This window comes from Streptomyces violaceorubidus, from assembly GCF_000717995.1.
GTDB lineage: Bacteria > Actinomycetota > Actinomycetes > Streptomycetales > Streptomycetaceae > Streptomyces > Streptomyces violaceorubidus.
In genome coordinates this window covers 36,101-60,115 of sequence record NZ_JODM01000033.1, presented here as the reverse complement: position 1 = coordinate 60,115, position 24,015 = coordinate 36,101, and the positions used below count along the sequence as shown (strand labels likewise).

Here is a 24,015-nt window from a genome sequence, read left to right as displayed (position 1 = left end):
CCACCGCCCCGTTAGACTCGGTCTTTGGCACCTTTGCGTCCAGATCCGCAGACGAAGCGTCGACGAAGCGTCTTCGCCCCGTCTGAGGACCGTAGACGGGGCGTCCCAGCCAGCCAACCGGAAGCACGGGAAGAGATGTCGGCACCGAATAAGTCGTACGACCCTGTCGAGGTCGAGGCGTTGAAACCGGAAGAGATCGAGCGCATGCGGGACGAGGCGCTCGCCGCCTTCGCCGCCGCGGGCTCCCTCGACGCGCTCCAGGAGGCCAAGGTCGCCCACACCGGCGGCACCTCCCCGCTGGCGCTGGCCAACCGCGAGATCGGTGCCCTGCCCCCGCAGGCCAAGGCGGAGGCCGGCAAGCGCGTCGGCATGGCCCGCGGCGCCGTGAACAAGGCGCTGGCCGCCCGCCAGGAGGAGCTGGAGGCCGAGCGCGACGCGCGCGTCCTGGTCGAGGAGGCCGTGGACGTCACGCTGCCCTACGACCGCGTACCGGCCGGGGCCCGCCACCCGCTCACCACGCTCTCCGAGCGCATCGAGGACATCTTCGTCGCCATGGGCTACGAGGTCGCCGAGGGCCCCGAGGCCGAGGCCGAGTGGTTCAACTTCGACGCCCTGAACATCGGCCCGGACCACCCGGCCCGCGGCGAGGCGGACACCTTCTTCGTCGAGGGCCCCGAGGGCGGCTCCGAGTCCGGCGTCGTGCTGCGCACCCACACCTCGCCCGTGCAGATCCGCTCCGCGCTCTCCCGCGAGCTGCCGGTCTACGTGATCTGCCCCGGCCGTGTGTACCGCACCGACGAGCTGGACGCCACGCACACCCCCGTCTTCCACCAGGTCGAGCTGCTCGCCGTCGACGAGGGCCTGACCATGGCGGACCTCAAGGGCACCCTGGACCACATGGTCCAGTCGCTGTTCGGCGCGGAGATGAAGACCCGGCTGCGGCCGAACTTCTTCCCCTTCACCGAGCCGTCCGCCGAGATGGACATGCTCTGCTACGTCTGCAAGGGTGCCTCCGTCGGCAACCCCGACCGGCCCTGCCGCACCTGCTCCAGCGAGGGCTGGATCGAGCTGGGCGGCTGCGGCATGGTCAACCCGCGGGTGCTCACCGCCTGCGGCATCGACCCGGAGAAGTACAGCGGCTTCGCCTTCGGGTTCGGCATCGAGCGGATGCTGATGTTCCGCCACAACGTCGAGGACATGCGAGACATGGTCGAGGGTGACGTCCGGTTCACCCGGCCGTTCGGGATGGAGATCTGATGCGGGTCCCGCTTTCCTGGCTGCGGGAGTACGTCGACCTGCCGGCCACCGAGACCGGCCGCGACGTGCAGGCCAAGCTGATTTCGGCCGGCCTCGAGGTCGAGACCGTCGAACACCTGGGCGCCGACCTCAAGGGCCCCCTCGTCGTCGGCCGGGTGCTGACCATCGAGGAGCTGGAGGGCTTCAAGAAGCCGATCCGGTTCTGCACCGTGGACGTCGGACAGGCCAACGGCACCGGTGAGCCGCAGGAGATCGTCTGCGGCGCCCGGAACTTCGCCGTCGGCGACAAGGTCGTCGTGGTCCTGCCCGGCGCCACCCTGCCCGGCGGCTTCTCGATCTCCGCCCGCAAGACCTACGGCAAGACGTCCCACGGCATGATCTGCTCCAGCGACGAGCTGGGCATGGGCGACGACGGCACCCACGGCATCATCGTGCTCCCGCCGGAGACCGAGGTCGGCAAGGACGCCATCGAGCTGCTGGAACTGGTCGACGAGGTGCTGGACATCGCCGTCACCGCCAACCGCGGCGACTGCCTGTCCATCCGCGGCGTCGCCCGCGAGGCCGCCATCGCCTACGGCCTGCCGCTGCGCGACCCGGCCCTGCTCGACGTGCCGGGCCCGAACGCCTACGGCTACCCGGTGAAGATCGCCGACCCCACCGGCTGCGACCGCTTCACCGCCCGCACCGTGACCGGCCTCAGCCCCGAGGCCCGCTCGCCGATCTGGCTCCAGCGGCGCCTGCAGAAGGTCGGCATGCGCCCGATCTCGCTCGCCGTCGACGTCACCAACTACGTGATGATGGAGCTGGGCCAGCCCCTGCACGCCTACGACCGGTCCCTGGTCCAGGGCACCATCGGCGTGCGCCGGGCCCAGGAGGGCGAGAAGATCGTCACCCTCGACGGCGTCGAGCGGAAGCTGCACGCCGAGGACCTGGTCATCACCGACGACCGCGGCCCGATCGGCCTCGCCGGTGTCATGGGCGGCGCCAACACGGAGATCGCGGACCACGGCGACACCGAGAAGGCGACGAGTGACGTGGTCATCGAGGCCGCCCACTTCGACCAGGTGGCCATCGCCCGCACCGCCCGCCGGCACAAGCTCTCCTCCGAGGCGTCCCGCCGCTTCGAGCGCGGCGTCGACCCGCAGGCCGCCGCCGCTGCCGCGCAGCGCACCGTCGACCTGCTGGTGCTGCTCGCGGGCGGCACCGCCGAGTCCGGCGTCACCGAGATCAGTGCCCCGCCCGTGCCGCACACGATCACCGTGGCGGCCGACCACCCGGACAGGGTCGCGGGTGTGGAGTACGGCCGCGAGATCGTCGTACGCCGCCTCCAGGAGGTCGGCTGCGACGTCTACGGCCAGGACGAGCTGATCGTCACCGTGCCGTCCTGGCGCCCCGACCTCACCGACCCGAACGACCTCGCCGAAGAGGTCATCCGCCTGGAGGGCTACGAGAACCTGCCCTCCACGCTGCCCCGGCCCCCGGCGGGCCGCGGCCTCACCTCCCGCCAGCGGCTGCACCGCCGCGTCGGGCGGGCGCTGGCCGGCGCCGGTTACGTCGAGGCGCTGAACTACCCGTTCGTGTCCGAGCAGGTCTTCGACCAGCTCGGTCTCGACGCCGACGACCCGGCCCGCCGCGTCGTCAGGCTGGTCAACCCGCTCAGCGACGAGGAGCCCGCGCTGCGGACCTCGCTGCTGCCGGGCCTGCTCGGGGCGCTGCGCCGCAACGACGGCCGGGGCGCGCACGACCTGGCCCTCTTCGAGACCGGCCTGGTCTTCCACCCGCGCGACGAGCAGCGGGTCGCCGCCAACCTGCCCGTCGACCGGCGCCCCAGCGAGGACGACCTCGCCGCGCTGGACGCCGCGCTGCCCGACCAGCCACGGCACGTCGCCGTGGTCCTGGCCGGCGCCCGCGAGCAGGCCGGCTGGTGGGGCAAGGGCCGCCCGGCCGACTGGGCCGACGCGGTCGAGGCCGCCCGCGGCGTCGCCCGCGAGGCCGGGGCCGAACTGGGCGTCCGCAAGGGCCAGTACGGCCCGTGGCACCCGGGCCGCTGCGCCGAACTGACGGTCACCGTGGACGGCGAGGAGCGCGTGATCGGGCACGCGGGTGAGCTGCACCCGCGGGTCCTGAAGACGCTGGGCCTGCCCGCGCGGACCTGCGCGGCGGAGCTGGACCTCGACGCCGTGGCGCGGGTCGGCCAGGACACCCCGCAGGCGCCGGGCATCTCCACCTTCCCGGTCGCCACACAGGACGTCGCCCTGGTCGTCGAGGAGTTCGTCCCGGCGGCGGACGTCGAGGCGGCGCTGCGCGAGGGCGCGGGTGAACTGCTGGAGTCCATCCGGCTGTTCGACGTGTACGACAACGCGGAGCAGCTGGGTGAGGGGCGCAAGTCCCTGGCCTACGCGTTGCGCTTCCGCGCGGGGGACCGGACGCTGACGGTCGACGAGGCCTCCGCTGCCCGCGATGCCGCGGTCGCCCTCGCGGGCGAGCGGGTCGGAGCGGTGCTGCGCAGCTAGCGGTTCGGTTCGCCCAAGGGGCGTGGGGTTTTTGCCGGTTCGGCGGCTGCGGGCAGTCGGTGGCCGGTCGCGCAGTTCCCCGCGCCCCTTGGGCATCACCTGAACGGCGTTTGACCGCCTCTCCGGCCGGCGGAGCCGTCCGCCCCGCCACGGAGTGTCGGGCAGGCAGCCGGGCGGACGGCGTGGATACGGGCCGCCGCACTGTACGAGGGGGAGCCGGCGGCCCGGCCGGCCTCTTTCGAGGCCCTTCAGTCAACCGGCCCGGCACTCTCCGCGACAGCGCGCACACGCTGCGGTCGCGCGTACTCCGTTCACACCCCGTGTGAGGACCGACGCACTACGCTGTCGGCACCGATTCACCGGGGGGCACCCATGCAGCCCAACACCCTGCTCGACGCGATCCTCGACGAGGCCGGGATCTCGCACGCGGGACTGGCCGCGCACGTCAACCAGACGGGCCGGGCGCGCGGGCTCGCACTGAGATACGAACACACCGCCGTCGCACGGTGGTTGAAGGGGCAGCGGCCGCGCGGCCAGGTGCCCGACCTGATCTGCGAGGTCCTCGCGTCCCGGCTGCACCGGCCCGTCACCCTCGACGACATCGGCCTCGGCGTGCCCGGCGAACCCGCCGCCCCGCACACCGGCTCGCTGTCCGGGTTCGTGGAGCGCGCGACCGCCCTGTGGCGCTCCGACCAGCAGCGGCGCCCGCACATCCTGGGCGCCCCGGCCCTCACCGGCACGCCCGCCGTGATGCCGGTGTGGGAGTGGGAGAACCCGCCCGAGGACACCGACGTCTCCCGCGGCGGGCGGCACCGGGTCACCGCGGCCGACCTGGAGATGGTGCGCTGCGCCCGCACGCACTACGAACAGATGTACCGCAAGGCCGGTGGCATCGCGACCCGCGCCCGCATCGTCGGCTTCCTCAACTCCGAGGCCGCGCCCCTGCTGCGCGGCAGCTACACCGACGCCACCGGGCGTCAGCTGCACCGGGCCACCGGGGGCCTGGTCGCGGTCGCCGGGATCTGTGCGTACGACTCCGACGCGCACGGCCTGGCCCAGCGCTACTTCCACCAGGCGCTGCGGCTCGCCAAGGCCAGCGGCGACCGGGGGCTCGGCGCCTACGTCATCGCGCTGCTGGTCAACCAGGCGCTGTTCACGCGGGAGTACCGGCAGGCCGTGGCCTTCGCCGAGGCCGCGCTGCGCGCCGCCGGACGGCACATCACCCCGGCGCTCGCCTCCGACCTGTACGCGATGCAGGCGAAGGCGTACGCGCACCTGGGCGACGGCAGCGGCGCGCTGACCTGCATCCGCCGGGCCGAGCGGGCCGCCGAGCGCATCCGGCGCGGGTACGAGCCCGACGAGACCGGCTATGTCCAGCCCGGACTGGTCAACGTCCAGGTGGCGGAGGCCCTGCTGAGCCTCGGCGAACTCGCGGCGGCCGGGGAGCACGCGGCGGCGGCCGTCGACACGCCCGCGCACGACCGGGGCCGGGTGCACCGGCTCGCGATGCTCAGCACGATCGAGCTGCGCCAGGGCCACGCCGACAAGGCGGTCGCCACGGCCGTGCGGATGGCCGAGCAGGCCCGGGGAATGGAGTCCCAGCGGCTGCGCGACCGGCTGCGGGCGGTGCGTGAGCACCTGGTGAGCAGCGGGTGCGCGGGCACGGCCGAGGCCGCCGAACTCATCGACGGGGCCCTGCGCGTGCCGCTGTAGACGGGCCGGTCCGCGCGGCCCCCGCGGGCCTGTCCCTGCGCCCGTTACTGCGCCCGTTCCTGCGCCGTGAGCGATCGCCGTACGCCTCCTGCCGGGGCGCTGCTGCTGCGATATTGCCACCTACTCAAAGAAAGGTGGCAGAACCGTGCAGTGGACGAAAGAGACTGAACAAAATGTGTACTCGAATCGCTGGTTCAGCGTCCATCTTGCCGACGTCGCCCTACCGGACGGCCGGCACCTCGACCACTTCCTGATACGGATGCGTCCGGTGGCCGTGGCCACGGTCGTGAACGAGGCGGACGAGGTCCTCCTGCTGTGGCGGCACCGCTTCATCACCGACAGCTGGGGCTGGGAACTCGCGGCCGGCGTCGTCGAGGACGGCGAGGACGTCGCGGCGGCGGCGGCCAGGGAGCTGGAGGAGGAGACCGGCTGGCGGCCAGGGCCCCTGCACCACCTGATGAGCGTGGAGCCCTCCAACGGCCTCACCGACGCCCGGCACCACGTCTACTGGGCCGACGAGGGCACGTACGTCGGCCACCCCGTGGACGACTTCGAGTCCGAGCGCCGGGAATGGGCCCCCCTCAAGCTCGCCCCCGACCTGGTCGCCCGCGGGGAGGTCCCGGCCGCCAACATGGCGGCCGCGTTGCTCCTGCTGCACCACCTCAGGCTCGGGCGCGATCAGCCGTAGGCGTAGAAGCCCGAGCCGCTCTTGCGGCCGAGGCGGCCCGCGTCGACCATGCGCTGGAGCAGCGGGGGAGCGGCGTACAGCGGCTCCTTGTACTCCTCGTACATCGAGTACGCCACCGAGGCGACCGTGTCCAGGCCGATCAGGTCGGCCAGCTTCAGCGGACCCATGGGGTGGGCGCAGCCCATCTCCATGCCGTTGTCGATGTCCTCGCGGCTGGCGATGCCCGACTCGAACATCCGGATCGCGGAGAGCAGGTAGGGGATCAGCAGCGCGTTGACCACGAAGCCGGAGCGGTCCTGGGCACGGATCGCGTGCTTGCCGAGCACCTTCTCGGTGAACAGCTGGGCCCGGCTGAGGGTGCCCTCCGAGGTGGTGAGCGCCGGGATCAGCTCGACCAGCTGCTGCACCGGGGCCGGGTTGAAGAAGTGGATGCCGATGACGTGGTCGGGCCGCGAGGTGGCGACCGCCAGCTTCACCAGCGGGATCGAGGAGGTGTTCGAGGCCAGGATCGCGTCCGGCCGGGTCACGACCTGATCGAGCACCTGGAAGATCTCGGTCTTGACCTGCTCGTTCTCGACGACGGCCTCGATCACCAGATCACGGTCGGCGAACTCGCCGAGGTCGGTGGTGAAGCTGAGGCGCGCCTGCGTCGCGTCCCGCTCCTCCTCGGTGATCTTGCCGCGCTCGGCCGCCTTGGTCAGCGAGTTGTACAGCCGGGTGCGACCGATCTCCAGGGCCTCACCGGTGGTCTCGGCGACCCTCACCTCCAGACCCGAGCGGGCGCACACCTCGGCGATGCCCGCTCCCATCTGACCGCAGCCCACCACGCCGACGCGTGCGATATCTCCCGAGATGCCGGTCACATCGTCCCTTTCGCTGACTTCACGGCTGGCAGCAGGCACGCCGGGGTCCCCGGTGCCTGCTCCGATCGAGCACGTTACCTCCGAATGGTCACGGATCCGTCTCCCGGGTCGGGCATGCTGAGGCCCGTACACGATCCGTGACCGTACGGATCCACAGCGTTCAGGAGGTCTTGACATGGGCGGTGTCTCGCGCCGTGCCTTCACGGTGGCGGCGTTGTCGGCGTTCACGGCGGCATCCGGGGCATCGGGGGCGTCGGCGGCGCCCGCCGCCCGGGACCTCGCCGAGCCGGCGCCGGCGCCCTCGCGCAGCGCCGCCGCCGGGATGCGGGGGATGTGGCTGGCCACCGTGGCCAACCGCGACTGGCCCACCCGCGCGGGGCTGCGCGCCGCCGAGCAGCGCGCGGAGCTGATCGGACACCTCGACAACGCGGTCCGGCACGGCCTCAACACGGTGATCCTCCAGGTGCGGCCGACGGCCGACGCGCTGTGGCCCTCGGCACACGAGCCGTGGTCGCAGTACCTCTCCGGCAGCCAGGGCCGCGACCCGGGCTGGGACCCGCTGGGCACCGCCGTCGAGGAGGCCCACGCCCGCGGCCTGCACCTGCACGCCTGGTTCAACCCGTACCGCGTCGCCACCCACGACGACCCGGCCCACCTCGTCTCCTCCCACCCGGCGCGCAAGAACCCCGGGTGGGTGGTGCCCTACGGCGGGCAGCTCTACTACAACCCCGGACTGCCCGAGGTCCGGGCCTTCGTGCAGGACGCCATCATGGACGCGGTGGCGAAGTACGCGGTGGACGGGGTCCACTTCGACGACTACTTCTACCCCTATCCGGTGGCGGGCCAGAGCTTCGACGACGGTGGGACCTTCGGCACGTTCGGCACCGGCTTCGCCACGAAGGCCGACTGGCGCCGGGACAACATCGACCGGCTGGTGCGGGAGACCGCGCAACGCGTCAAGGAGGTCCGCCCGGCCGCCCGCTTCGGCGTCAGCCCCTTCGGCGTCTGGCGCAACGCCGCCACCGACGAGCGCGGCTCCGACACCCGGGCCGGCGTGCAGACCTACGACGACCTGTACGCGGACACCCGCAAGTGGGTGCGCGAGGGCTGGATCGACTACGTCGTGCCGCAGCTGTACTGGAACATCGGCCAGGACGGCGCCGACTACGCGAAGCTGCTGCCCTGGTGGGCCGAGGCCGCGCGGGGCAGCCGCACCCAGCTGTACGTGGGCGAGGCGCTGTACAAGTCCGGGGACCCGGCCCAGCCCGCCGCCTGGCAGGACCCGGCCGAACTCTCCCGGCACCTGACGCTGGCCGCCCGCTACCCGGAGGTCCGCGGACACGTCTACTTCTCCGCTAAGGACGTGGCCGAGGACCGCGGCGGCGCGATGGCGCGGGTGGCCGCCGACCACTACACGCAGCCGGCCACCGCCCCGCGCTGAACAGCTCCCGCGCGGTGTACGGCCGAGGCGCTACAGCTGGGTCTCCCTGTGCCGGATCTCCGAGTCGGGGCCGGGCGAGCACACGGCCTCGCGCCCGTCCTCGAACCGGACCCGGTACGGGGGAGTGCCCCGGTCGCCCATGACTTCGACGATCTCCGCGACCTTGTCGTGCTCACCGACCACCCGGCCGTGCTGGACCAGCTGGTCGCCCTTGGTTGCGTGCATCCGTGAGGCCTCCTCACCCATGTGCCGCCCGAGGGCAGGATGTTCGGATGGAACCGGGTCTAGCCCCTGGCCCGCTGGGTGACCGCGATGCACACCAGTACGGCCGCGGCCGTCAGCGGAGCGGCCACCGGCAGGTGCTCGCCCAGGAGAAGTACCGACCACACCAGTGTGAGCAGCGGCTGGGCCAGCTGCAACTGGCTGGCCTTCGGGATGCCGATCGCCGCCATGCCCCGGTACCAGACGACCAGACCGAGGAACTGCGAACCGAGCGCCACCCACAGCAGCCCGGACACGCTGTGCGCCGACAGGTGCACCGGCTCGGACGACAGCGCCACCGCCGCCATCGGCACCGTCAGCGGCAGGCACAGCACCAGCGCCCAGCCGATCACCCGCCACCCCGGCATCTCCCGGGCCAGCCGGCCGCCCTCCGTGTAACCGGCCGCGCACACCAGCAGCGCCCCGAAGAGATAGGCGTCGGCCGAGGTCAGCGCGCCACCGCTCTGCTGCACCGTGAAGGCGATCACGGCCGCCGCACCCGCCAGGGCCGCGATCCAGAAGGTGCGCGAGGGGCGGGTGCCGACGCGCAGGGCGGACAGCAGCGCGGTGGTCAGCGGGAGCAGACCCACCACGACGGCGGCGTGCGCGGTGGTCGACGTCTGCAGGGCGAGCGTGGTCAGCAGCGGGAAGCCCAGCACCACCCCGGCGCCGACCACCCCGAGGCCGAACCAGTGCCGCCGCTCGGGCGGCGCCGAGCCCACGGCCACCAGGCAGGCACCGGCGACCGCGGCGGCCAGGATGCTGCGCACGGCGATCAGGGACCAGGGGCCGAAGCCCTCCAGCCCCCAGGCGGTGGCGGGAAAGGTGAGGGAGAAGGCGACGACACCGAGGGCGGCCTGGACGGTGCCGGAGGACCTGCCGCCGGGATCCGTGCTCGTGGCGCCGACTGCTATCCGGGAAGGTGCGGTAGCGCTACTCTGTGCTCTCATGCAAGAGCGTAGCAGCGTCGCTGAACTGGTGACTGTTTTGCGGCGGGAGCTAGACCGCTACTCGCCGGGAGGAAAGCTCCCGTCCAGCCGCGCCCTCGTCGACCGGTTCCGGGTGAGCCCAGTGACCGTCTCCCGCGCCCTGGCCCAGCTGGCCGCCGAGGGGCTGGTCGTCACCCGGCCCGGCGCCGGAGCCTTCCGTGCCCGGCCGCGCCCCTCGGCGGCACCGACCGGGGACACCTCCTGGCAGGAGGTCGCGCTCAGCGCCGACGTCGCCGCCGACCTCGTACCGCGCTCGGTGGACGCCTCCGGGGTGCTGGTCTCGCTGGCCGCCCCGCCACCGGGTGTCGTGGAGTTCAACGGCGGCTACCTGCACCCGTCCTTGCAGCCGGAGCGGGCGATGGCGGCGGCCCTGGCACGGGCCGGGCGGCGGCCGGGCGCCTGGGGGCGGCCGCCGATGGAAGGACTGCCGGAACTGCGGGAGTGGTTCGCGCGCGGCATCGGCGGGGCCATCACGGCGGCGGAGGTGCTGATCACCGCCGGCGGCCAGTCCGCGCTGGCCACCGCCCTGCGCGCGCTCGCCCCGCCCGGCAGCCCCGTCCTCGTCGAGTCCCCGACCTACCCCGGCATGCTGGCCATCGCGCGGGCGGCCGGACTGCGCCCCGTGCCCGTCCCCGTGGACACCGACGGCGTTCGGCCCGCCCTGCTCGCCGACGCCTTCCGCGCCACCGGCGCCCGGGTCTTCGTCTGCCAGCCCCTGTTCCAGAACCCGACCGGCGCCGTGCTCGCCCCCGAACGGCGCGGGGAGGTGCTGCGCATCGCGCGGGCGGCCGGTGCCTTCGTCGTGGAGGACGACTTCGTGCGCCGGCTCGTGCACGAGGACGCGGGCCCGCTGCCCGCCCCACTCGCCGCCGACGACCCGGACGGCGTCGTCGTCCACGTCTGCTCGCTGACCAAGGCGACCTCGCCCAGCTTCCGGGTGAGCGCCCTGGCCGCGCACGGGCCGGTCCTCGACCGCCTGCGCGCCATCCAGATCGTCGACACCTTCTTCGTGCCCCGGCCCCTTCAGGAGGCGGCCCTGGAACTCGTCGGGTCACCCGCCTGGCCGCGCCATCTGCGGGCCGTTTCGGCCGAGTTGAAGGCTCGCCGGGACGCCATGACGTCCGCCCTGCGCCGCCGGCTCCCGGCGATCTGTCCGGCCCACATCCCCTCCGGCGGCTACCACCTGTGGCCGCGCCTGCCGGAGGGCGCCGACGAGACCGCCCTGACCACGGCCGCCCTGCGCGCGGGCGTCGCGATCACCCCGGGCCGCCCCTACTTCAGCGCCGAACCCCCGGCCGCGCACTTCCGGTTGAGCTTCGCGGCGGTGGCGAACGTCGGGGAGATCGAGGAAGGGGTGCGGCGCCTGAGCACCGCCTGCCCGCGGGCATGGGGCGGCTGACGCGCGCCCGATATCCGGTCGACGCGCTCTCACCGGCCCTGCGAGCATCCGGGGCATGACCTACACGCCGAGGCTCCCCGAGGGCTACGAGATCTCCACCGACCCGCACCGCGTCGACGCCGGGCGCGTGCACCAGTGGCTGTCCACCGACGCGTACTGGGCCCTGGGACGGACCCGCGAGAAGCAGGACCGGGCCATCGAGGGCTCGCTCAACTTCGGGGTCTACGACGCGGTCTCGGGCGAACAGGTCGCCTACGCGCGCGTGATCACCGACCTGGCCACCTTCGCGTGGCTCTGCGACGTGTACGTCGACCCGTCGGCGCGGGCCAAGGGCCTCGGCACGGCGCTCGTCGCGGCCGTGCGCGAGCACCTGGCGCCCCACGGACTGCGCCGCATCCTGCTGGCCACGCACGACGCGCACGGGGTCTACGAGAAGCTCGGGTTCACCGCGCTGGACCGGCCGGAGCAGTGGATGGTGTTCGCCTTCGACCGGTGAGCCGCGGCAAACCCTGCGTGAACCACAGGTAACACCCCTTGACCTGGACCCCGCCGCGCTCCACCATCACCGCATGGCGCTTCGGGTCACGTTCGTCGCGGCTGCGCGCAGCTCACCGCTGCTGGCGGAGCGCTTCGACGACGACCGTCCGCTGGACCGGGCCGGCTGGGACGAGGTGCTGCGCGTCGCGGGCGGCCTGCTGCCGCTGGCCGCGGCCGAGCTGCGCTACTGCTCGCCCACACCCCGCTGCCGTGCCACCGGCGATGCCATCGGCTGCGCGCCGCTGGTCCAACTCGCCCTGCGGGACTGCGACATGGGCCGGTGGCGCGGCCTGACGCTGGGTGAGGCCATGGCCCGCGAACCGGCTGCCGTGGACGCCTGGCTCGCCGATCCCCGGTCGGCGCCGCACGGCGGGGAGTCGCTGCTGGGCTTCATCACCCGGGTCGGCGGCTGGCTCGACACCCGTCCCGGCGAGGACGGCGACCGGATCGTCGCCGTGGCCGAGCCCTCCGTGATCCGGGCCGCGCTCGTCTACGCGCTGAAGGCGCCGCCCGGAACGTACTGGAACCTGGACGTCCGCCCGCTGTCGGCGACCACCGTGACGGGCCGCGCGGGCCGCTGGAGCCTCCGCCTCGAAGGCGCACCGGAACAGGGCCCTACGCACCCGGCGTTTCGCGAAGGTAATCCGTTGTGAGCAGCAGGTCCTTGGCCGGGCCGCCCACCCGCCACACGGTCCGCCAGCGGTCCGGATCCCGGACGGTGAACTCGCCCCGGTAGAGGTCGGCGGCGCACGGGTGGTCGGCCGCATGGCGGCCCGAGCTCAGGTCCAGCCCGTGGAAGGGGCGGCCGTCCGCGAAGCGCACGTCGGCGCGGCCCGGCGCACCGCCCGGCTCGTAGCGCAGGGTGCGCTCGGCGGGACGGGTCACGCCCTGCCAGGTGAAGGCGCCCGACTCGTGGCCGAGCAGCCCGCCGCCGTCGAGTGCGTCGAAGGACGTGACCCCCTCGAACCAGCCGTCGAGGCCGCTCGCCAGATCCCGCACCGAGCGTTCGGTGCGCCAGCGCCCCGCGAGGTACGCCAGGACATCGGGCACCGGCCACAACTCGCCCATTTCCACTCGCTTTCCCGCTCCGGCCCTCTCGTCGCCGCGCGACCCATTGACGCGCTGCCACCCCCTCCCTATCTTGCCGTTCGAAGTGCTGACCAATGTCCGATATCTCGAACGCCTAGTGAGAGCCGCGGAGTATCCATGTCACGCACCCGCTGGAGACTCGGTCTCAGCACCACCGCCCTCCTGACGGCCTCGGCCCTGCTGCCGTCCCCGGCACACGCCGAAGCCGTCGCCGACTACACGATCACCGTCGACCCGTCCGCCCAGGGCCCCGCGATCGACGACACGATGTACGGCGTCTTCTACGAGGACATCAACCGCGCCGCCGACGGCGGCCTGTACGCCGAACTCGTGCAGAACCGGTCCTTCGAGTACTCCACCGACGACAACGCCTCGTACACCCCGCTCACCGCCTGGGCCGCCGAGGGCGCGGCCGAGGCGGTGAACGACGGGGGCCGGCTCAACGAGCGCAACCGCACCTACCTCTCCGTGGCCGCCGGTTCCACCGTCACCAACGCGGGCTACAACACCGGCATCCGGGTCGAGGAGGGCCGCAAGTACGACTTCTCCGTCTGGTCCCGCGCGGAGAGCGGCACCACCCTCACCGTCGCCCTCCGGGACGCCGCGGGCACCCTCGCGAAGGTGCGCGAGGTGGCGGCGAAGGGGAAGTGGCGCAAGTACACCGCCACCTTCACCGCGACCCGCACCAGCAACCGCGGCCGCCTCGCCGTCACCACCACCGCCCCCGCCGCCCTCGACATGGTGTCCCTGTTCCCCCGCGACACCTACAGGCACCAGCCGAACGGCCTGCGCAAGGACCTCGCGGAGAAGATCGAGGCCCTCCGCCCCGGCTTCCTGCGCTTCCCCGGCGGCTGCCTGGTCAACACCGGCTCCATGGCGGACTACAGCGCGGACTCCGGCTGGCAGCGCAAGCGGTCCTACCAGTGGAAGGACACCGTCGGCCCCGTCGAGGAGCGCGCCACCAACGCCAACTTCTGGGGTTACAACCAGAGCTACGGCCTCGGCTACTACGAGTACTTCCGCTTCGCCGAGGACATCGGCGCCATGCCGCTGCCCGTCGTCCCCGCCCTGGTCACCGGCTGTGGCCAGAACCGGGCCGTCGACGACGACGCCCTGCTGAAGCGGCACGTCCAGGACACCCTGGACCTCATCGAGTTCGCCAACGGCCCCCGCACCAGCGAGTGGGGCGCCAAGCGCGCCGAGATGGGCCACCCCGAGCCCTTCCACCTCACCCACCTGGAGGTCGGCAACGAGGAGAACCTGCCGAAGGAGTTCTTCGCCCGGTTCGAGCGGTTCCGCGCCGCCGTCGAGGCGGAGTACCCGGACATCACCGTCGTCTCCAACTCCGGCCCCGACGACTCCGGCGCCACCTTCGACACCGCCTGGCAGCTCAACCGGGACGCCGGCGTCGCGATGGTCGACGAGCACTACTACAACGGCCCGCAGTGGTTCCTCCAGAACAACGACCGCTACGACTCCTACGACAGGAACGGCCCCGAGGTCTTCCTCGGCGAGTACGCCTCCCAGGGCAACGCCTGGAAGAACGCCCTCGCCGAGGCCGCCTTCATGACCGGCCTGGAGCGCAACGCCGACGTGGTCAAGCTCGCCTCCTACGCCCCGCTGCTCGCCAACGAGGACTCCGTGCAGTGGAGGCCGGACCTGGTCTGGTTCAACAACCACGCGTCCTGGAACTCGGCCAACTACGAGGTCCAGAAGCTGTTCATGAACAACACCGGCGACCGCGTCGTCCCCTCGAAGGCCAGCGGCACCCCCGCCGTCAGCGGCCCCGTCACCGGCGCCGTCGGCCTGTCGACCTGGGCGACCAGTGCGGCCTACGACGACGTGAGGGTGACCTCGGCCGACGGGAAGACGCTCCTGTCCGACGACTTCTCCGGTGACGCCTCGCGGTGGACCCACTCGGGCGGCGGCAGCTGGACCGTCCAGGACGGCCAGTAAGTCCAGACGGACCCGGCCGCCGAGAACACGATGGTCACGGCGGGCGACCCGGCCTGGCACGACTACGACCTGCACGTGAGGGCCACGAAGAAGTCCGGCAAGGAGGGCTTCCTGGTCGCCTTCGGCGTCAAGGACACCGGCACCTACTACTGGTGGAACCTGGGCGGCTGGAACAACACCCGGTCCGCGGTGGAGCAGTCCGCCGACGGCGGCAAGTCGACGCTGCTGTCCAAGGCCGGGTCGATCGAGACGGGCCGCGCCTACGACATCGACGTCAAGGTCAGGGGCCGCCAGGTCACCCTCTCCCTCGACGGCGAGAGGTGGGGCAGCTTCACCGACGACAAGCCGGCCGAGCCCTTCCGCCAGACCGTCACGCGCGACGAGCGCACCGGCGAGCTGATCGTCAAGGTCGTCAACGCCCAGGACGCCGCGGCCCGCACCGCCGTCGACCTCGGCGGCGCCAAGGTCGCGCCCAGGGCCCGCGTCACCACGCTGGCCGCCGACCAGGACGCGGTCAACACCGAGACGGACGCCCCGGTGACCCCGGTGGCGTCGACGTTCTCGGGGGCGGCGAGCCGGTTCACGTACAGCTTCCCGGCGAACTCGGTGACGTTCCTGCGGATCAGGCAGCGGTAGTCCGGCAGCCCGCGACCCGACCCGGACCGGCGACGAAACCCCCCACGGCGTCGTCGGTCCGGGCTAGCGTGGGGACGCATGATCGTATGGCTCAACGGCACCCACGGTGCGGGCAAGACGACGACCGCCGCGCTCGTGCGGCGGCTGCTGCCGGACTCCCGGGTCTTCGACGCCGAGAAGGTCGGCGAGACGCTCCTGGACATCTCTCCGGCGCTGCCCCCCGACGGGACGGACAACTTCCAGCACTGGCCGCCGTGGCGGCCCCTCGTCGTCGAGACCGCCCGGCACGTGCTCGACTACACCGGTGGCACCCTGGTGATGCCGATGACGGTCCTGGTCGAGGAGTACTGGCGGGAGATCGCGAGCGGCCTGGCCGCACACGGGATCCCCGTGCGGCACTTCGTCCTCCACGCCGACCAGGAGACCCTGCGCGGGCGCATCGCCGGGGACACCGTGCTGGGGCCGGACTCGCCGTTCCGCCTCCGGTACCTCCAGCCCTACGCCGAGGCCGCCCGCACCTGGCTGCACGCCGAGGCCGAGGTCGTCGACACCACCCGTCTCACGCCGGCCGAGGCGGCGCTGCGGATCGCGGAGGCCGTCAAGGGCCGAGGTGTGGACGGCCCGGCCGAGACCGGTATTCCCTGGATTGCATAAACGTGCAGCGAAACGTATAGTCATGCCATCCAGGAGGAGGGTTTTCCATGGCGGTACGTGCGGCGGTGGCCGGAGCGAGCGGGTACGCGGGCGGTGAGCTGCTGCGTCTGCTCCTGACCCACCCCGAGGTCGAGATCGGCGTCCTGACCGGCAACTCCAACGCCGGGCAGCGGCTGGGCGCGCTTCAGCCGCATCTGCCGCCCCTGGCCGACCGAGTCCTGGAGCCGACCACGGCGGAGGTTCTCGCGGGGCACGACGTCGTCTTCCTCGCGCTGCCCCACGGGCAGTCCGCCGCCGTCGCCGAGCAGCTCGGGCCGGAGGTCCTCGTCGTCGACATGGGCGCCGACTTCCGGCTGAAGGACGCCGGTGACTGGGAGCGGTTCTACGGCTCGCCGCACGCCGGCACCTGGCCCTACGGCCTCCCCGAACTTCCGGGTGCCCGCGCCGCGCTGGAGGGGTCCAAGCGCATCGCGGTGCCCGGTTGCTACCCCACGGCCGTGTCCCTGGCCCTCTTCCCGGCGTACGCCGCGTCGCTGGCCGAGCCCGAGGCCGTGATCGTCGCCGCCTCCGGCACCTCCGGCGCCGGCAAGGCGGCCAAGCCGCACCTGCTGGGCAGCGAGGTCATGGGCTCCATGTCGCCGTACGGCGTCGGTGGCGGACACCGGCACACCCCCGAGATGATCCAGAACCTGGGCGCGGTGGCGGGGGAGCCGGTCACCGTCTCCTTCACGCCGACCCTCGCGCCGATGCCGCGCGGCATCCTCGCCACCTGCACCGCGAAGGCGAAGCCCGGAGTCACCGCCGAGATGGTGCGGGCCGCCTACGAGAAGGCCCTCACCGACGAACCGTTCGTGCACCTGCTCCCCGAGGGGCAGTGGCCCGCGACCGCCTCCGTGTACGGCTCCAACGCCGTCCAGGTGCAGGTCGCCCACGACGCCGCCGCGGGCCGGATCATCGCCATCAGCGCCATCGACAACCTGGCCAAGGGCACCGCGGGCGGTGCCGTCCAGAGCATGAACATCGCCCTGGGGCTCGACGAGAGCACCGGACTGACGACGATCGGAGTTGCGCCGTGAGCGTGACGGCAGCGAAGGGATTCACGGCGGCGGGCATCGCCGCCGGGATCAAGGAGAGCGGCAACCCCGACCTGGCCCTCGTGGTCAACACCGGGCCCCGACGCTCCGCCGCGGGCGTCTTCACCTCCAACCGGGTCAAGGCCGCTCCGGTCCTGTGGTCCGAGCAGGTCCTCAAGAGCGGTGAGCTGACCGCCGTCGTGCTCAACTCCGGCGGCGCCAACGCCTGCACCGGGCCCAAGGGCTTCCAGGACACGCACGCCACCGCCGAGAAGGCCGCGGAGGTGCTCGGGACCGGGGCGGGCGAGGTCGCCGTGTGCTCCACCGGGCTCATCGGCGTACTGCTGCCCATGGACAAGCTGCTCCCGGGTGTGGAGATCGCCGCCGGTCAGCTCTCCGAGCACGGCGGCGAGAAGGCCGCCATCGCCATCAAGACCACCGACACCGTGCACAAGACGTCGGTCGTCAGCAGGGACGGCTGGACCGTCGGCGGCATGGCCAAGGGCGCGGGCATGCTCGCCCCCGGGCTCGCCACCATGCTCGTCGTGCTCACCACCGACGCCGACCTGGAGAGCGAGGCCCTGGACCGCGCCCTGCGCGCCGCCACCCGCGTCACCTTCGACCGGGTCGACTCCGACGGCTGCATGTCCACCAACGACACCGTGCTGCTGCTCGCCTCCGGCGCCTCCGGTACCACCCCGGAGTACGACGACTTCGCCGAGGCCGTCCGCACCGTCTGCGACGACCTCGGACAGCAGCTCGTCCGGGACGCCGAGGGCGCCAGCAAGGACATCAGGATCGAGGTCGTCAACGCCGCGACCGAGGACGAGGCCGTCCGGGTGGGCCGCACCATCGCCCGCAACAACCTCCTCAAGTGCGCCATCCACGGCGAGGACCCCAACTGGGGCCGTGTGCTCTCCGCCATCGGCACCACCGACGCGGCCTTCGAGCCCGACCGGCTGAACGTCGCCATCAACGGCGTCTGGGTCTGCAAGAACGGCGGCGTCGGCGAGGACCGCGAGCTGGTCGACATGCGCTACCGCGAGGTCCACATCGTGGCGGACCTCGCCGCGGGCGACGCCACGGCCACCATCTGGACCAACGACCTCACCGCCGACTACGTCCACGAGAACAGCGCGTACTCGTCATGAGCAGCGGACCCACGCGGAAGCACACCGCGCTCCCCAAGGCCCAGATCCTCATCGAGGCGCTGCCCTGGCTGACCCGGCACCACGGCAAGACCGTCGTCATCAAGTTCGGCGGCAACGCCATGATCGACGAGGACCTCAAGGCCGCCTTCGCCCAGGACGTCGTCTTCCTGCGGCACGCCGGTCTCAAGCCCGTCGTCGTGCACGGCGGCGGCCCGCAGATCAGCGCCGCCCTCGACAGGCACGGCATCGTCAGCGAGTTCAAGGCGGGCCTGCGCGTCACCACCGAGGACGCCATGGACGTCGTACGGATGGTGCTGGCCGGGCAGGTGCAGCGCGAGCTGGTCGGGCTGCTCAACCAGCACGGACCGTTCGCCGTCGGCCTCACCGGCGAGGACGCGCACACGCTCACCGCCACCAAGCACCAGCCCGAGATCGACGGCGAACCGGTCGACATCGGCCGGGTCGGCGAGATCACCGAGATCGACACCGGCGCCATCGAGGCACTGCTGGCCGACGGCCGCATCCCGGTCGTCTCGTCCATCGCCCGCTCACAGGACGATCACCATGTCTACAACGTCAATGCTGATACGGCGGCTGCGGCACTCGCTGCGGCGCTCGGCGCCGAGACTCTCATGGTCCTCACCGACGTCGAGGGCCTCTACGAGGACTGGCCGAACTCCGACGAGGTGATCAGCCGCCTCACCGCCACCCAGCTGGAGAAACTGCTGCCCGACCTGTCGGCCGGCATGGTGCCGAAGATGGAGGGCTGCCTGCACGCCGTACGCGGCGGCGTCACCACCGCCCGGGTCATCGACGGCCGGGTCCAGCACTCGATCCTGCTGGAGATCTTCACCGACGAGGGGATCGGCACGATGGTCGTGCCGGACGAACAGGGGGAGTCGTGAGCAACACGGAGCTGACCGAGCGGTGGCAGGGCACCCTCATGAACAACTACGGCACGCCGCGCCTGCCCCTGGTGCGCGGTGAGGGCTCCCGGCTGTGGGACGCCGACGGCAAGGAGTACCTCGACTTCGTCGGCGGCATCGCGGTCAACGCGCTCGGCCACGCCCACCCGGCGGTCGTCGACGCGGTGAGCCGCCAGATCGCCTCCCTGGGCCACGTCTCCAACCTCTTCATCGCCGAGCCGCCCGTCGCCCTCGCCGAACGGCTGCTCCGGCACTTCGGCCGCGAGGGCAGGGTCTACTTCTGCAACTCCGGCGCCGAGGCCAACGAGGGCGCGTTCAAGATCGGGCGGCTGACCGGCCGGCCGCACATGGTCGCCACCCGGGGCGGCTTCCACGGCCGCACCATGGGCGCCCTGGCGCTGACCGGCCAGCCCGGCAAGCAGGAGCCGTTCCTGCCGCTGCCCGGCGACGTCACGCACGTACCGTACGGCGACCCGCAGGCGCTGGCCGCGGCGGTCACCGAGGAGACGGCACTGGTCGTCATCGAGCCGATCCAGGGCGAGAACGGCGTCGTCGTCCCGCCCCCCGGCTACCTGAAGGCGGCCCGCGCCATCACCGCCGCCACCGGTGCGCTGCTCGTCCTGGACGAGGTGCAGACCGGCGTCGGCCGGACCGGGCACTGGTTCGAGTACCAGGCCCACGAGGGCGTCCTGCCGGACGTCGTCACCCTCGCCAAGGGCCTCGGCGGGGGCCTGCCCCTGGGCGCCACGGTCGCCTTCGGACGCGCCGCCGAGCTGCTCCAGCCCGGCCACCACGGCACGACCTTCGGCGGCAACCCGGTCGCCTGCGCCGCCGGACTCGCCGTCCTGGACACCATCGAGGACGAGGGACTGCTGGACAACGTCAAGCGGCAGAGCGAGACGCTGCGCGGCGGCGTCGAGGGCCTGGGCCACCCGCTCGTCGCCCACGTCCGGGGCGCCGGACTGCTCCTGGGTATCGTGCTCACCGAGCCGCTCGCCGCCCAGGTGCAGCAGGCGGCTCAGGACGCCGGAATCCTGGTGAACGCGCCCGCATCCGATGTCGTACGGCTGATGCCCGCGCTGAACCTCGGCGACGACGTGGTGGACGCGTTCCTCGGGGCGCTGCCCGGCATCCTTGACCAGGCCGCCGACGCGGCCCACGGGGACGGACGATCCGGAGAATGAGACGACGATGAGCCACGCGCAGGAGCACGAGCAGACGGCGGGGCCGGCCCTGCCGCAGACCCGCACCGCACGCCACCGCCGGATCGTGGACATCCTCAACCGGCAGGCGGTGCGCTCGCAGAGCCAGCTGGCGAAGCTGCTCGCCGACGACGGGCTCACCGTCACCCAGGCGACGCTCTCCCGGGACCTGGACGAGCTGAACGCGGTCAAGATCCGCAACACCGACGGCGACCTCATCTACGCGGTGCCCAGCGAGGGCGGCTTCCGCACCCCGCGGGCCCCGCTCGGGGAGTCGGCCAAGGAGGAGCGGATGCGGCGGCTCTCCGCGGAGCTGCTGATCTCCGCGGAGGCGTCGGCGAACCTCGTGGTCCTGCGGACCCCTCCGGGGGCGGCGCAGTTCCTCGCCTCGGCGATCGACCAGGCGGAGCTGCACGACATCCTGGGAACGATCGCGGGCGACGACACGCTGATGCTGATCAGCCGGGAGCCGACGGGTGGGCAGGCTCTGGCGGACCACTTGCTGCGGTTGGCGCAGAACGGGGCCTGAAGGGGGCGGTGCGGTGGTCTGCCGACCGCGGGCACGCCGAGGCCGGTCGCGCGGTTCCCCGCGCCCCCAGGGTGTTCGCGGCAAGGTCGGCCACATCGGCACGACGCCACCGCGGCGAGTGGCAACGCCGGTACCTCAGCCCAGACGGGCCGCCAGTCCCCCCGTGCACCGCACCTCGTCCCCCGCCGTGATCAGCAGCCCCTCGACATCTGGCAGCGACTCCAGCCACCGCAACCCCTCCCGCGCCCCCATCGCGAACGCCGCCGTCGCCCAGCAGTCCGCCCACGTCAGCCGGGGCGCCACCACCGTCACGGACAGCAGGTCGGTCACCGCCGAGCGGCCCGTGCGCGGGTCGACGACATGCGGGCCGCGCTCGGCGGAACCGGACGTCGCCACGGCCAGCTCCGCGGTCCCCGCCGCCGAGACGACCGCCGCGAGGCCGCCCGGACGCAGCGGGTCCGACACCCCGACCCGCCAGGGCCGCGCCGCACCCGGTGACCCGAGCAACTGGACGTCCCCGCCGCCGTTGACGCTGACCCCGCTCGCACCGCCCGCCGCCGCGATCCGCCGCGCGGCGCGCTCCACGGCCCAGCCCTTGACGATCCCCGTCGGGTCGAGCCGCCCCTCGTACCGCGTGCTGAACCAGCCCTCGCTCACCCGCTCCGCCTCGGCCGCCAGCTCCAGTACCTCGGCGACCTCCGGCGCGCAGGCGGCGACGGTCAGTTCCCCGCGCGCCAGCCGGGAGATCTGGCTGCCGTCCCGGTAGGTGGAGAACACCTCGTCGGCCCGGTGCAGCCCGGCGACCGCCTCGTCCAGCGCCGCCCGGACGGCCGCCGGTTCCCCGCCGCGGACGTCGATGGAGAAGACGGTCCCCATCGCCTCCTCCACCTGACGCACCGCGGCGGGAGTCCGTGCGGACCCGGCGCCGGTGTCAGCCACCGGCCCGGTCCAGCGCCGACTGGAGGGACCGCCGGTACCCGGCGCTGGTGCAGGTGGCGCCGGAGACCGCGTCGATGTCGGCGTTCCCGGCCGCGACGGCCGCCCGGTTGAGCTTGGGCACGGCGTCGGCGGTGACCTGGTCGCTGCGACCGCCCTTGGGCGCCTGGAGGGCCTCGGCGCCGGTGATCCTCCCGCCGCTGACGGTGACCCGGACCTGCACGGGTCCGTACTCGGTCTGCGCGGCGTCCCCGGTGAGCACCTGCGTGCCCTGCCCGGCTCCGGCGCCCTCTTCGGCGGCTCCGGCTTCGGCGTTGGATCCGGTCGCCGCGGCGGCCTTGTCCAGGGCCGACTGGAGGGACTTCACGTATCCGGCACTGGTGTAGGTGGCCCCCGACACCGCGTCGATGTCGGCGCTGCCGGCCGCGACCGCCGCCCGGTTGAGCCTGGGCACCGCGTCGGCGGTGACCCGGTCGCTCTGCCCGCCCTCGGGCGCCCGCACGGCCTCGGCCCCGGTGATCTTCCCGCCGCTCACGGTGAGCCGGACCTGCACGGGGCCGTACCGCGTGCGGACCGCGTCACCCGTGACCGCGCCGTCCCCGGTTCCCCGGCCGCCCTGCGGCGACTGCGCGGCCACGGGCGGGGCCGCACCGCCCGCCGCCGAGGCGGAGCCCGGGTCGGACCCCGGTTTCAGCGACAGCAGCAGCACGATCCCGGACACCGTGGCGGCCCCGGCGAGCACGGCACGCCGAACGGGGTGGCTTTTCCTCATCTGTCCTGGACTCCCGATGTCCGTCGCTCACATCTCGAACGACTCGTGGTGGATACGGCGAGCGGGGACCCCCGCGCCGCGCAGTGCCTCGTACACCGACTGGGCGAAGCCGGGCGGCCCGCACAGGAAGACGTCGTGGCGCTCGACGTCCGGGATCTTCCGGGCCAGGGTCTCGGCCGAGATGTCCGGGCGCCGGCCGTCCGGGCTGTTGACCGCGTACATCAGCCGGGCGCCGCGTTCGTCGGCGATCGAGGCCAGCTCGTCCCACAGCGCCAGGTCCTGGGTGCTGTTGGCCCGGTAGAGCAGCGTGATGTCGCCGGACGCGCCGGGCAGCGTCTCGAACAGCGCCCGCATCGGCGTGATCCCCACCCCGCCCGCCACCAGCAGCACCTTGCCGCGGCTGCGGCGCCGGGCGGTCAGGGCGCCGTACGGGCCCTCCGCCCACACCCGGGTGCCGGGCGCCAGCTCACGCAGCCGGGCGCTGTGGTCACCGATCGCCTTCACGGTGATCCGCAGCATGTCCGGGCGGGGCGCCGCCGACAGCGAGTACGGGTGCGAGCTGAACCGCATGCCCGGCGCCAGGAACCGCCAGCGGAAGAACTGCCCGGCCTCCGCGCCCATCCGGTGCAGCCGGCGCCCGCCGATGAGCACCGACACGATCCCGGGCGTCTCCTCGATCACCGCCTCCACCCGCATCCGGTGCCGCAGGTTGAGCCGGAGGGGGGTCAGTACGCGGTACCAGAGCACGAGCGCGGTCACCGAGCCGTACAGCGCGTACCAGACGGTCTTGGCGGCCGGTTCGACGGCGAGGTCGTTGCCGGTGGTCAGCTGGTGCCAGAAGGTCAGGAACACCGCCGCGTAGGTGAGCAGGTGCACGTGGTACCAGGCGTCGTACGGGATCCGGCGGCGGACGGGGCCGATGGACAGCAGCCCGATGACGACCAGCAGGCCGGTGCCGACGGCCGCCTTGCCCAGGTCGGGCAGCCGGTTCACCGAGTCGACCGTCTGGCCGACGATGTCGCCGGGACCCCGGCCCGCCTGCGCCGCGTAGCCCCACATGATCAGGAGGACGTGGGCCAGGACCAGGCAGAGGGTGTAGCGGCCGGTCATGGCGTGCCAGCGGGCGACCCGGTCGGACCCGACACGCCGCTCCAGGGCCGGCACCCGGGCCATCTGGAGCACCACCAGCGCCATCAGGTACCCGGCGAGCAGGCCGGTGATCCGCCCGGCGCCGAGGATCCTGCCCGTGTCGTCGGAGATGGCGGGCGTGTTGCGCCACCACAGCCACAACACGCCCGCCGCGCCCGCCCACACGGCGAGCAGCAGGGGGACGGCGGGGGAGCGGCGCGGACGGATGCGCCGCATCGTCTGGCGGCGGGCGGCACGGCCGCCGGCGAGCGTGGTGGTCACGGTTCCTCCGTGGGGGACTC

The 24,015-nt window shown here is 72.9% G+C and carries 21 protein-coding genes and 1 pseudogene; 15 read left to right on the top strand and 7 right to left on the bottom strand.

Going from position 1 to position 24,015, the window contains the following annotated elements; translation table 11 throughout:
• Nucleotides 1-135 precede the first annotated feature (135 nt).
• From pheS to IE94_RS0129455, 4 genes are all read left to right on the top strand, one after another.
• Nucleotides 136-1,257, top strand: a complete 1,122-nt coding sequence (gene pheS, locus IE94_RS0129470) for a phenylalanine--tRNA ligase subunit alpha (protein WP_030190238.1) — start codon at nucleotides 136-138, stop codon at nucleotides 1,255-1,257.
• Entirely contained in the window at nucleotides 1,257-3,770 is a 2,514-nt protein-coding gene (gene pheT / locus IE94_RS0129465; RefSeq protein WP_030190235.1) for a phenylalanine--tRNA ligase subunit beta, read from the top strand. Before pheS ends, pheT begins: the two co-directional genes overlap by 1 nt.
• A gap of 372 nt (nucleotides 3,771-4,142) precedes the next feature.
• Nucleotides 4,143-5,483, top strand: a complete 1,341-nt coding sequence (locus IE94_RS0129460; RefSeq protein WP_030190233.1) for an NsdA family TPR-like regulatory protein — start codon at nucleotides 4,143-4,145, stop codon at nucleotides 5,481-5,483.
• A gap of 145 nt (nucleotides 5,484-5,628) precedes the next feature.
• Nucleotides 5,629-6,171: an NUDIX domain-containing protein gene (locus IE94_RS0129455; protein ID WP_030190231.1), complete on the top strand. Its 543-nt coding sequence runs from the start codon at nucleotides 5,629-5,631 to the stop codon at nucleotides 6,169-6,171.
• Here the strand turns inward: IE94_RS0129455 and IE94_RS0129450 are convergent.
• Nucleotides 6,162-7,034 carry a 3-hydroxybutyryl-CoA dehydrogenase gene (locus tag IE94_RS0129450; RefSeq protein ID WP_030190229.1) on the bottom strand — a complete coding sequence of 291 codons (873 nt, stop codon included), beginning with the start codon at nucleotides 7,032-7,034 and terminating at the stop codon, nucleotides 6,162-6,164. The genes IE94_RS0129455 and IE94_RS0129450 overlap by 10 nt on opposite strands.
• 175 nt (nucleotides 7,035-7,209) lie before the next feature.
• Here IE94_RS0129450 and IE94_RS0129445 point away from each other — a divergent pair, with 175 nt between their 5' ends.
• Nucleotides 7,210-8,475, top strand: a complete 1,266-nt coding sequence (locus IE94_RS0129445; protein ID WP_030190227.1) for a glycoside hydrolase family 10-like protein — start codon at nucleotides 7,210-7,212, stop codon at nucleotides 8,473-8,475.
• A 30-nt stretch (nucleotides 8,476-8,505) separates the two neighbouring features.
• Here IE94_RS0129445 and IE94_RS0129440 read toward each other — a convergent pair whose 3' ends face one another.
• The gene (locus IE94_RS0129440) at nucleotides 8,506-8,700 is read right to left on the bottom strand and encodes a DUF1918 domain-containing protein (protein WP_030190225.1); all 195 of its coding nucleotides are present in this window, start codon (nucleotides 8,698-8,700) and stop codon (nucleotides 8,506-8,508) included.
• Nucleotides 8,701-8,759: 59 nt separating this feature from the next.
• Entirely contained in the window at nucleotides 8,760-9,686 is a 927-nt protein-coding gene (locus IE94_RS0129435; protein ID WP_030190223.1) for a DMT family transporter, read from the bottom strand.
• Between IE94_RS0129435 and IE94_RS0129430 the strand changes: the two genes are divergently transcribed.
• From IE94_RS0129430 to IE94_RS0129420, 3 genes are all read left to right on the top strand, one after another.
• On the top strand, nucleotides 9,685-11,124 hold the full coding sequence (locus IE94_RS0129430) for an aminotransferase-like domain-containing protein (protein ID WP_037923865.1): 1,440 nt from the start codon (nucleotides 9,685-9,687) through the stop codon (nucleotides 11,122-11,124). The genes IE94_RS0129435 and IE94_RS0129430 overlap by 2 nt on opposite strands.
• A gap of 55 nt (nucleotides 11,125-11,179) precedes the next feature.
• The gene (locus IE94_RS0129425) at nucleotides 11,180-11,620 is read left to right on the top strand and encodes a GNAT family N-acetyltransferase (RefSeq protein WP_030190220.1); all 441 of its coding nucleotides are present in this window, start codon (nucleotides 11,180-11,182) and stop codon (nucleotides 11,618-11,620) included.
• A gap of 73 nt (nucleotides 11,621-11,693) precedes the next feature.
• Nucleotides 11,694-12,314, top strand: coding sequence for a histidine phosphatase family protein (locus IE94_RS0129420; RefSeq protein WP_030190218.1), 621 nt, complete (start codon nucleotides 11,694-11,696; stop codon nucleotides 12,312-12,314).
• Here the strand turns inward: IE94_RS0129420 and IE94_RS0129415 are convergent.
• Complete coding sequence (locus IE94_RS0129415) at nucleotides 12,277-12,729, bottom strand: DUF6314 family protein (RefSeq protein WP_030190216.1); 453 nt, start codon at nucleotides 12,727-12,729, stop codon at nucleotides 12,277-12,279. The two genes, IE94_RS0129420 and IE94_RS0129415, sit on opposite strands and share 38 nt — an antisense overlap.
• 138 nt (nucleotides 12,730-12,867) lie before the next feature.
• On the opposite strand from IE94_RS0129415, the pseudogene IE94_RS36210 reads away from it, so the two are divergent.
• The 7 genes and pseudogenes from IE94_RS36210 to IE94_RS0129380 all read left to right on the top strand — a co-directional run bounded on the left by IE94_RS36210 (nucleotide 12,868) and on the right by IE94_RS0129380 (nucleotide 20,877).
• Nucleotides 12,868-15,342 (top strand): annotated as a pseudogene (locus tag IE94_RS36210) (alpha-L-arabinofuranosidase C-terminal domain-containing protein).
• A 78-nt stretch (nucleotides 15,343-15,420) separates the two neighbouring features.
• A complete protein-coding gene (locus IE94_RS0129405) occupies nucleotides 15,421-15,996 on the top strand; it encodes a P-loop nucleotide/nucleoside kinase family protein (protein ID WP_051777737.1) in 576 nt (191 codons plus the stop codon).
• 47 nt (nucleotides 15,997-16,043) lie between these two features.
• Entirely contained in the window at nucleotides 16,044-17,072 is a 1,029-nt protein-coding gene (gene argC, locus IE94_RS0129400; protein ID WP_030190212.1) for an N-acetyl-gamma-glutamyl-phosphate reductase, read from the top strand.
• The gene (gene argJ / locus IE94_RS0129395; protein WP_030190210.1) at nucleotides 17,069-18,220 is read left to right on the top strand and encodes a bifunctional glutamate N-acetyltransferase/amino-acid acetyltransferase ArgJ; all 1,152 of its coding nucleotides are present in this window, start codon (nucleotides 17,069-17,071) and stop codon (nucleotides 18,218-18,220) included. The genes argC and argJ overlap by 4 nt, the downstream gene beginning before the upstream one ends.
• Nucleotides 18,217-19,125, top strand: coding sequence for an acetylglutamate kinase (argB, locus tag IE94_RS0129390; protein WP_030190208.1), 909 nt, complete (start codon nucleotides 18,217-18,219; stop codon nucleotides 19,123-19,125). Before argJ ends, argB begins: the two co-directional genes overlap by 4 nt.
• The gene (locus IE94_RS0129385) at nucleotides 19,122-20,330 is read left to right on the top strand and encodes an acetylornithine transaminase (protein ID WP_030190206.1); all 1,209 of its coding nucleotides are present in this window, start codon (nucleotides 19,122-19,124) and stop codon (nucleotides 20,328-20,330) included. Before argB ends, IE94_RS0129385 begins: the two co-directional genes overlap by 4 nt.
• 7 nt (nucleotides 20,331-20,337) lie before the next feature.
• A complete protein-coding gene (locus IE94_RS0129380; protein ID WP_030190204.1) occupies nucleotides 20,338-20,877 on the top strand; it encodes an arginine repressor in 540 nt (179 codons plus the stop codon).
• 135 nt (nucleotides 20,878-21,012) lie between these two features.
• On the opposite strand, the gene IE94_RS0129375 is transcribed toward IE94_RS0129380, so the two are convergent.
• The 3 genes from IE94_RS0129375 to IE94_RS0129365 are packed head-to-tail and all read right to left on the bottom strand — an operon-like array spanning nucleotide 21,013 to nucleotide 23,995.
• Nucleotides 21,013-21,753 (bottom strand): FAD:protein FMN transferase, encoded by a 741-nt coding sequence (locus IE94_RS0129375; RefSeq protein WP_030190201.1) that lies wholly within the window; start codon nucleotides 21,751-21,753, stop codon nucleotides 21,013-21,015.
• A 55-nt stretch (nucleotides 21,754-21,808) separates the two neighbouring features.
• The gene (locus IE94_RS0129370; protein WP_030190199.1) at nucleotides 21,809-22,585 is read right to left on the bottom strand and encodes an FMN-binding protein; all 777 of its coding nucleotides are present in this window, start codon (nucleotides 22,583-22,585) and stop codon (nucleotides 21,809-21,811) included.
• Between the two features lie 27 nt (nucleotides 22,586-22,612).
• Nucleotides 22,613-23,995 (bottom strand): ferredoxin reductase family protein, encoded by a 1,383-nt coding sequence (locus IE94_RS0129365; RefSeq protein WP_030190192.1) that lies wholly within the window; start codon nucleotides 23,993-23,995, stop codon nucleotides 22,613-22,615.
• Between the last annotated feature and the right edge of the window lie 20 nt (nucleotides 23,996-24,015).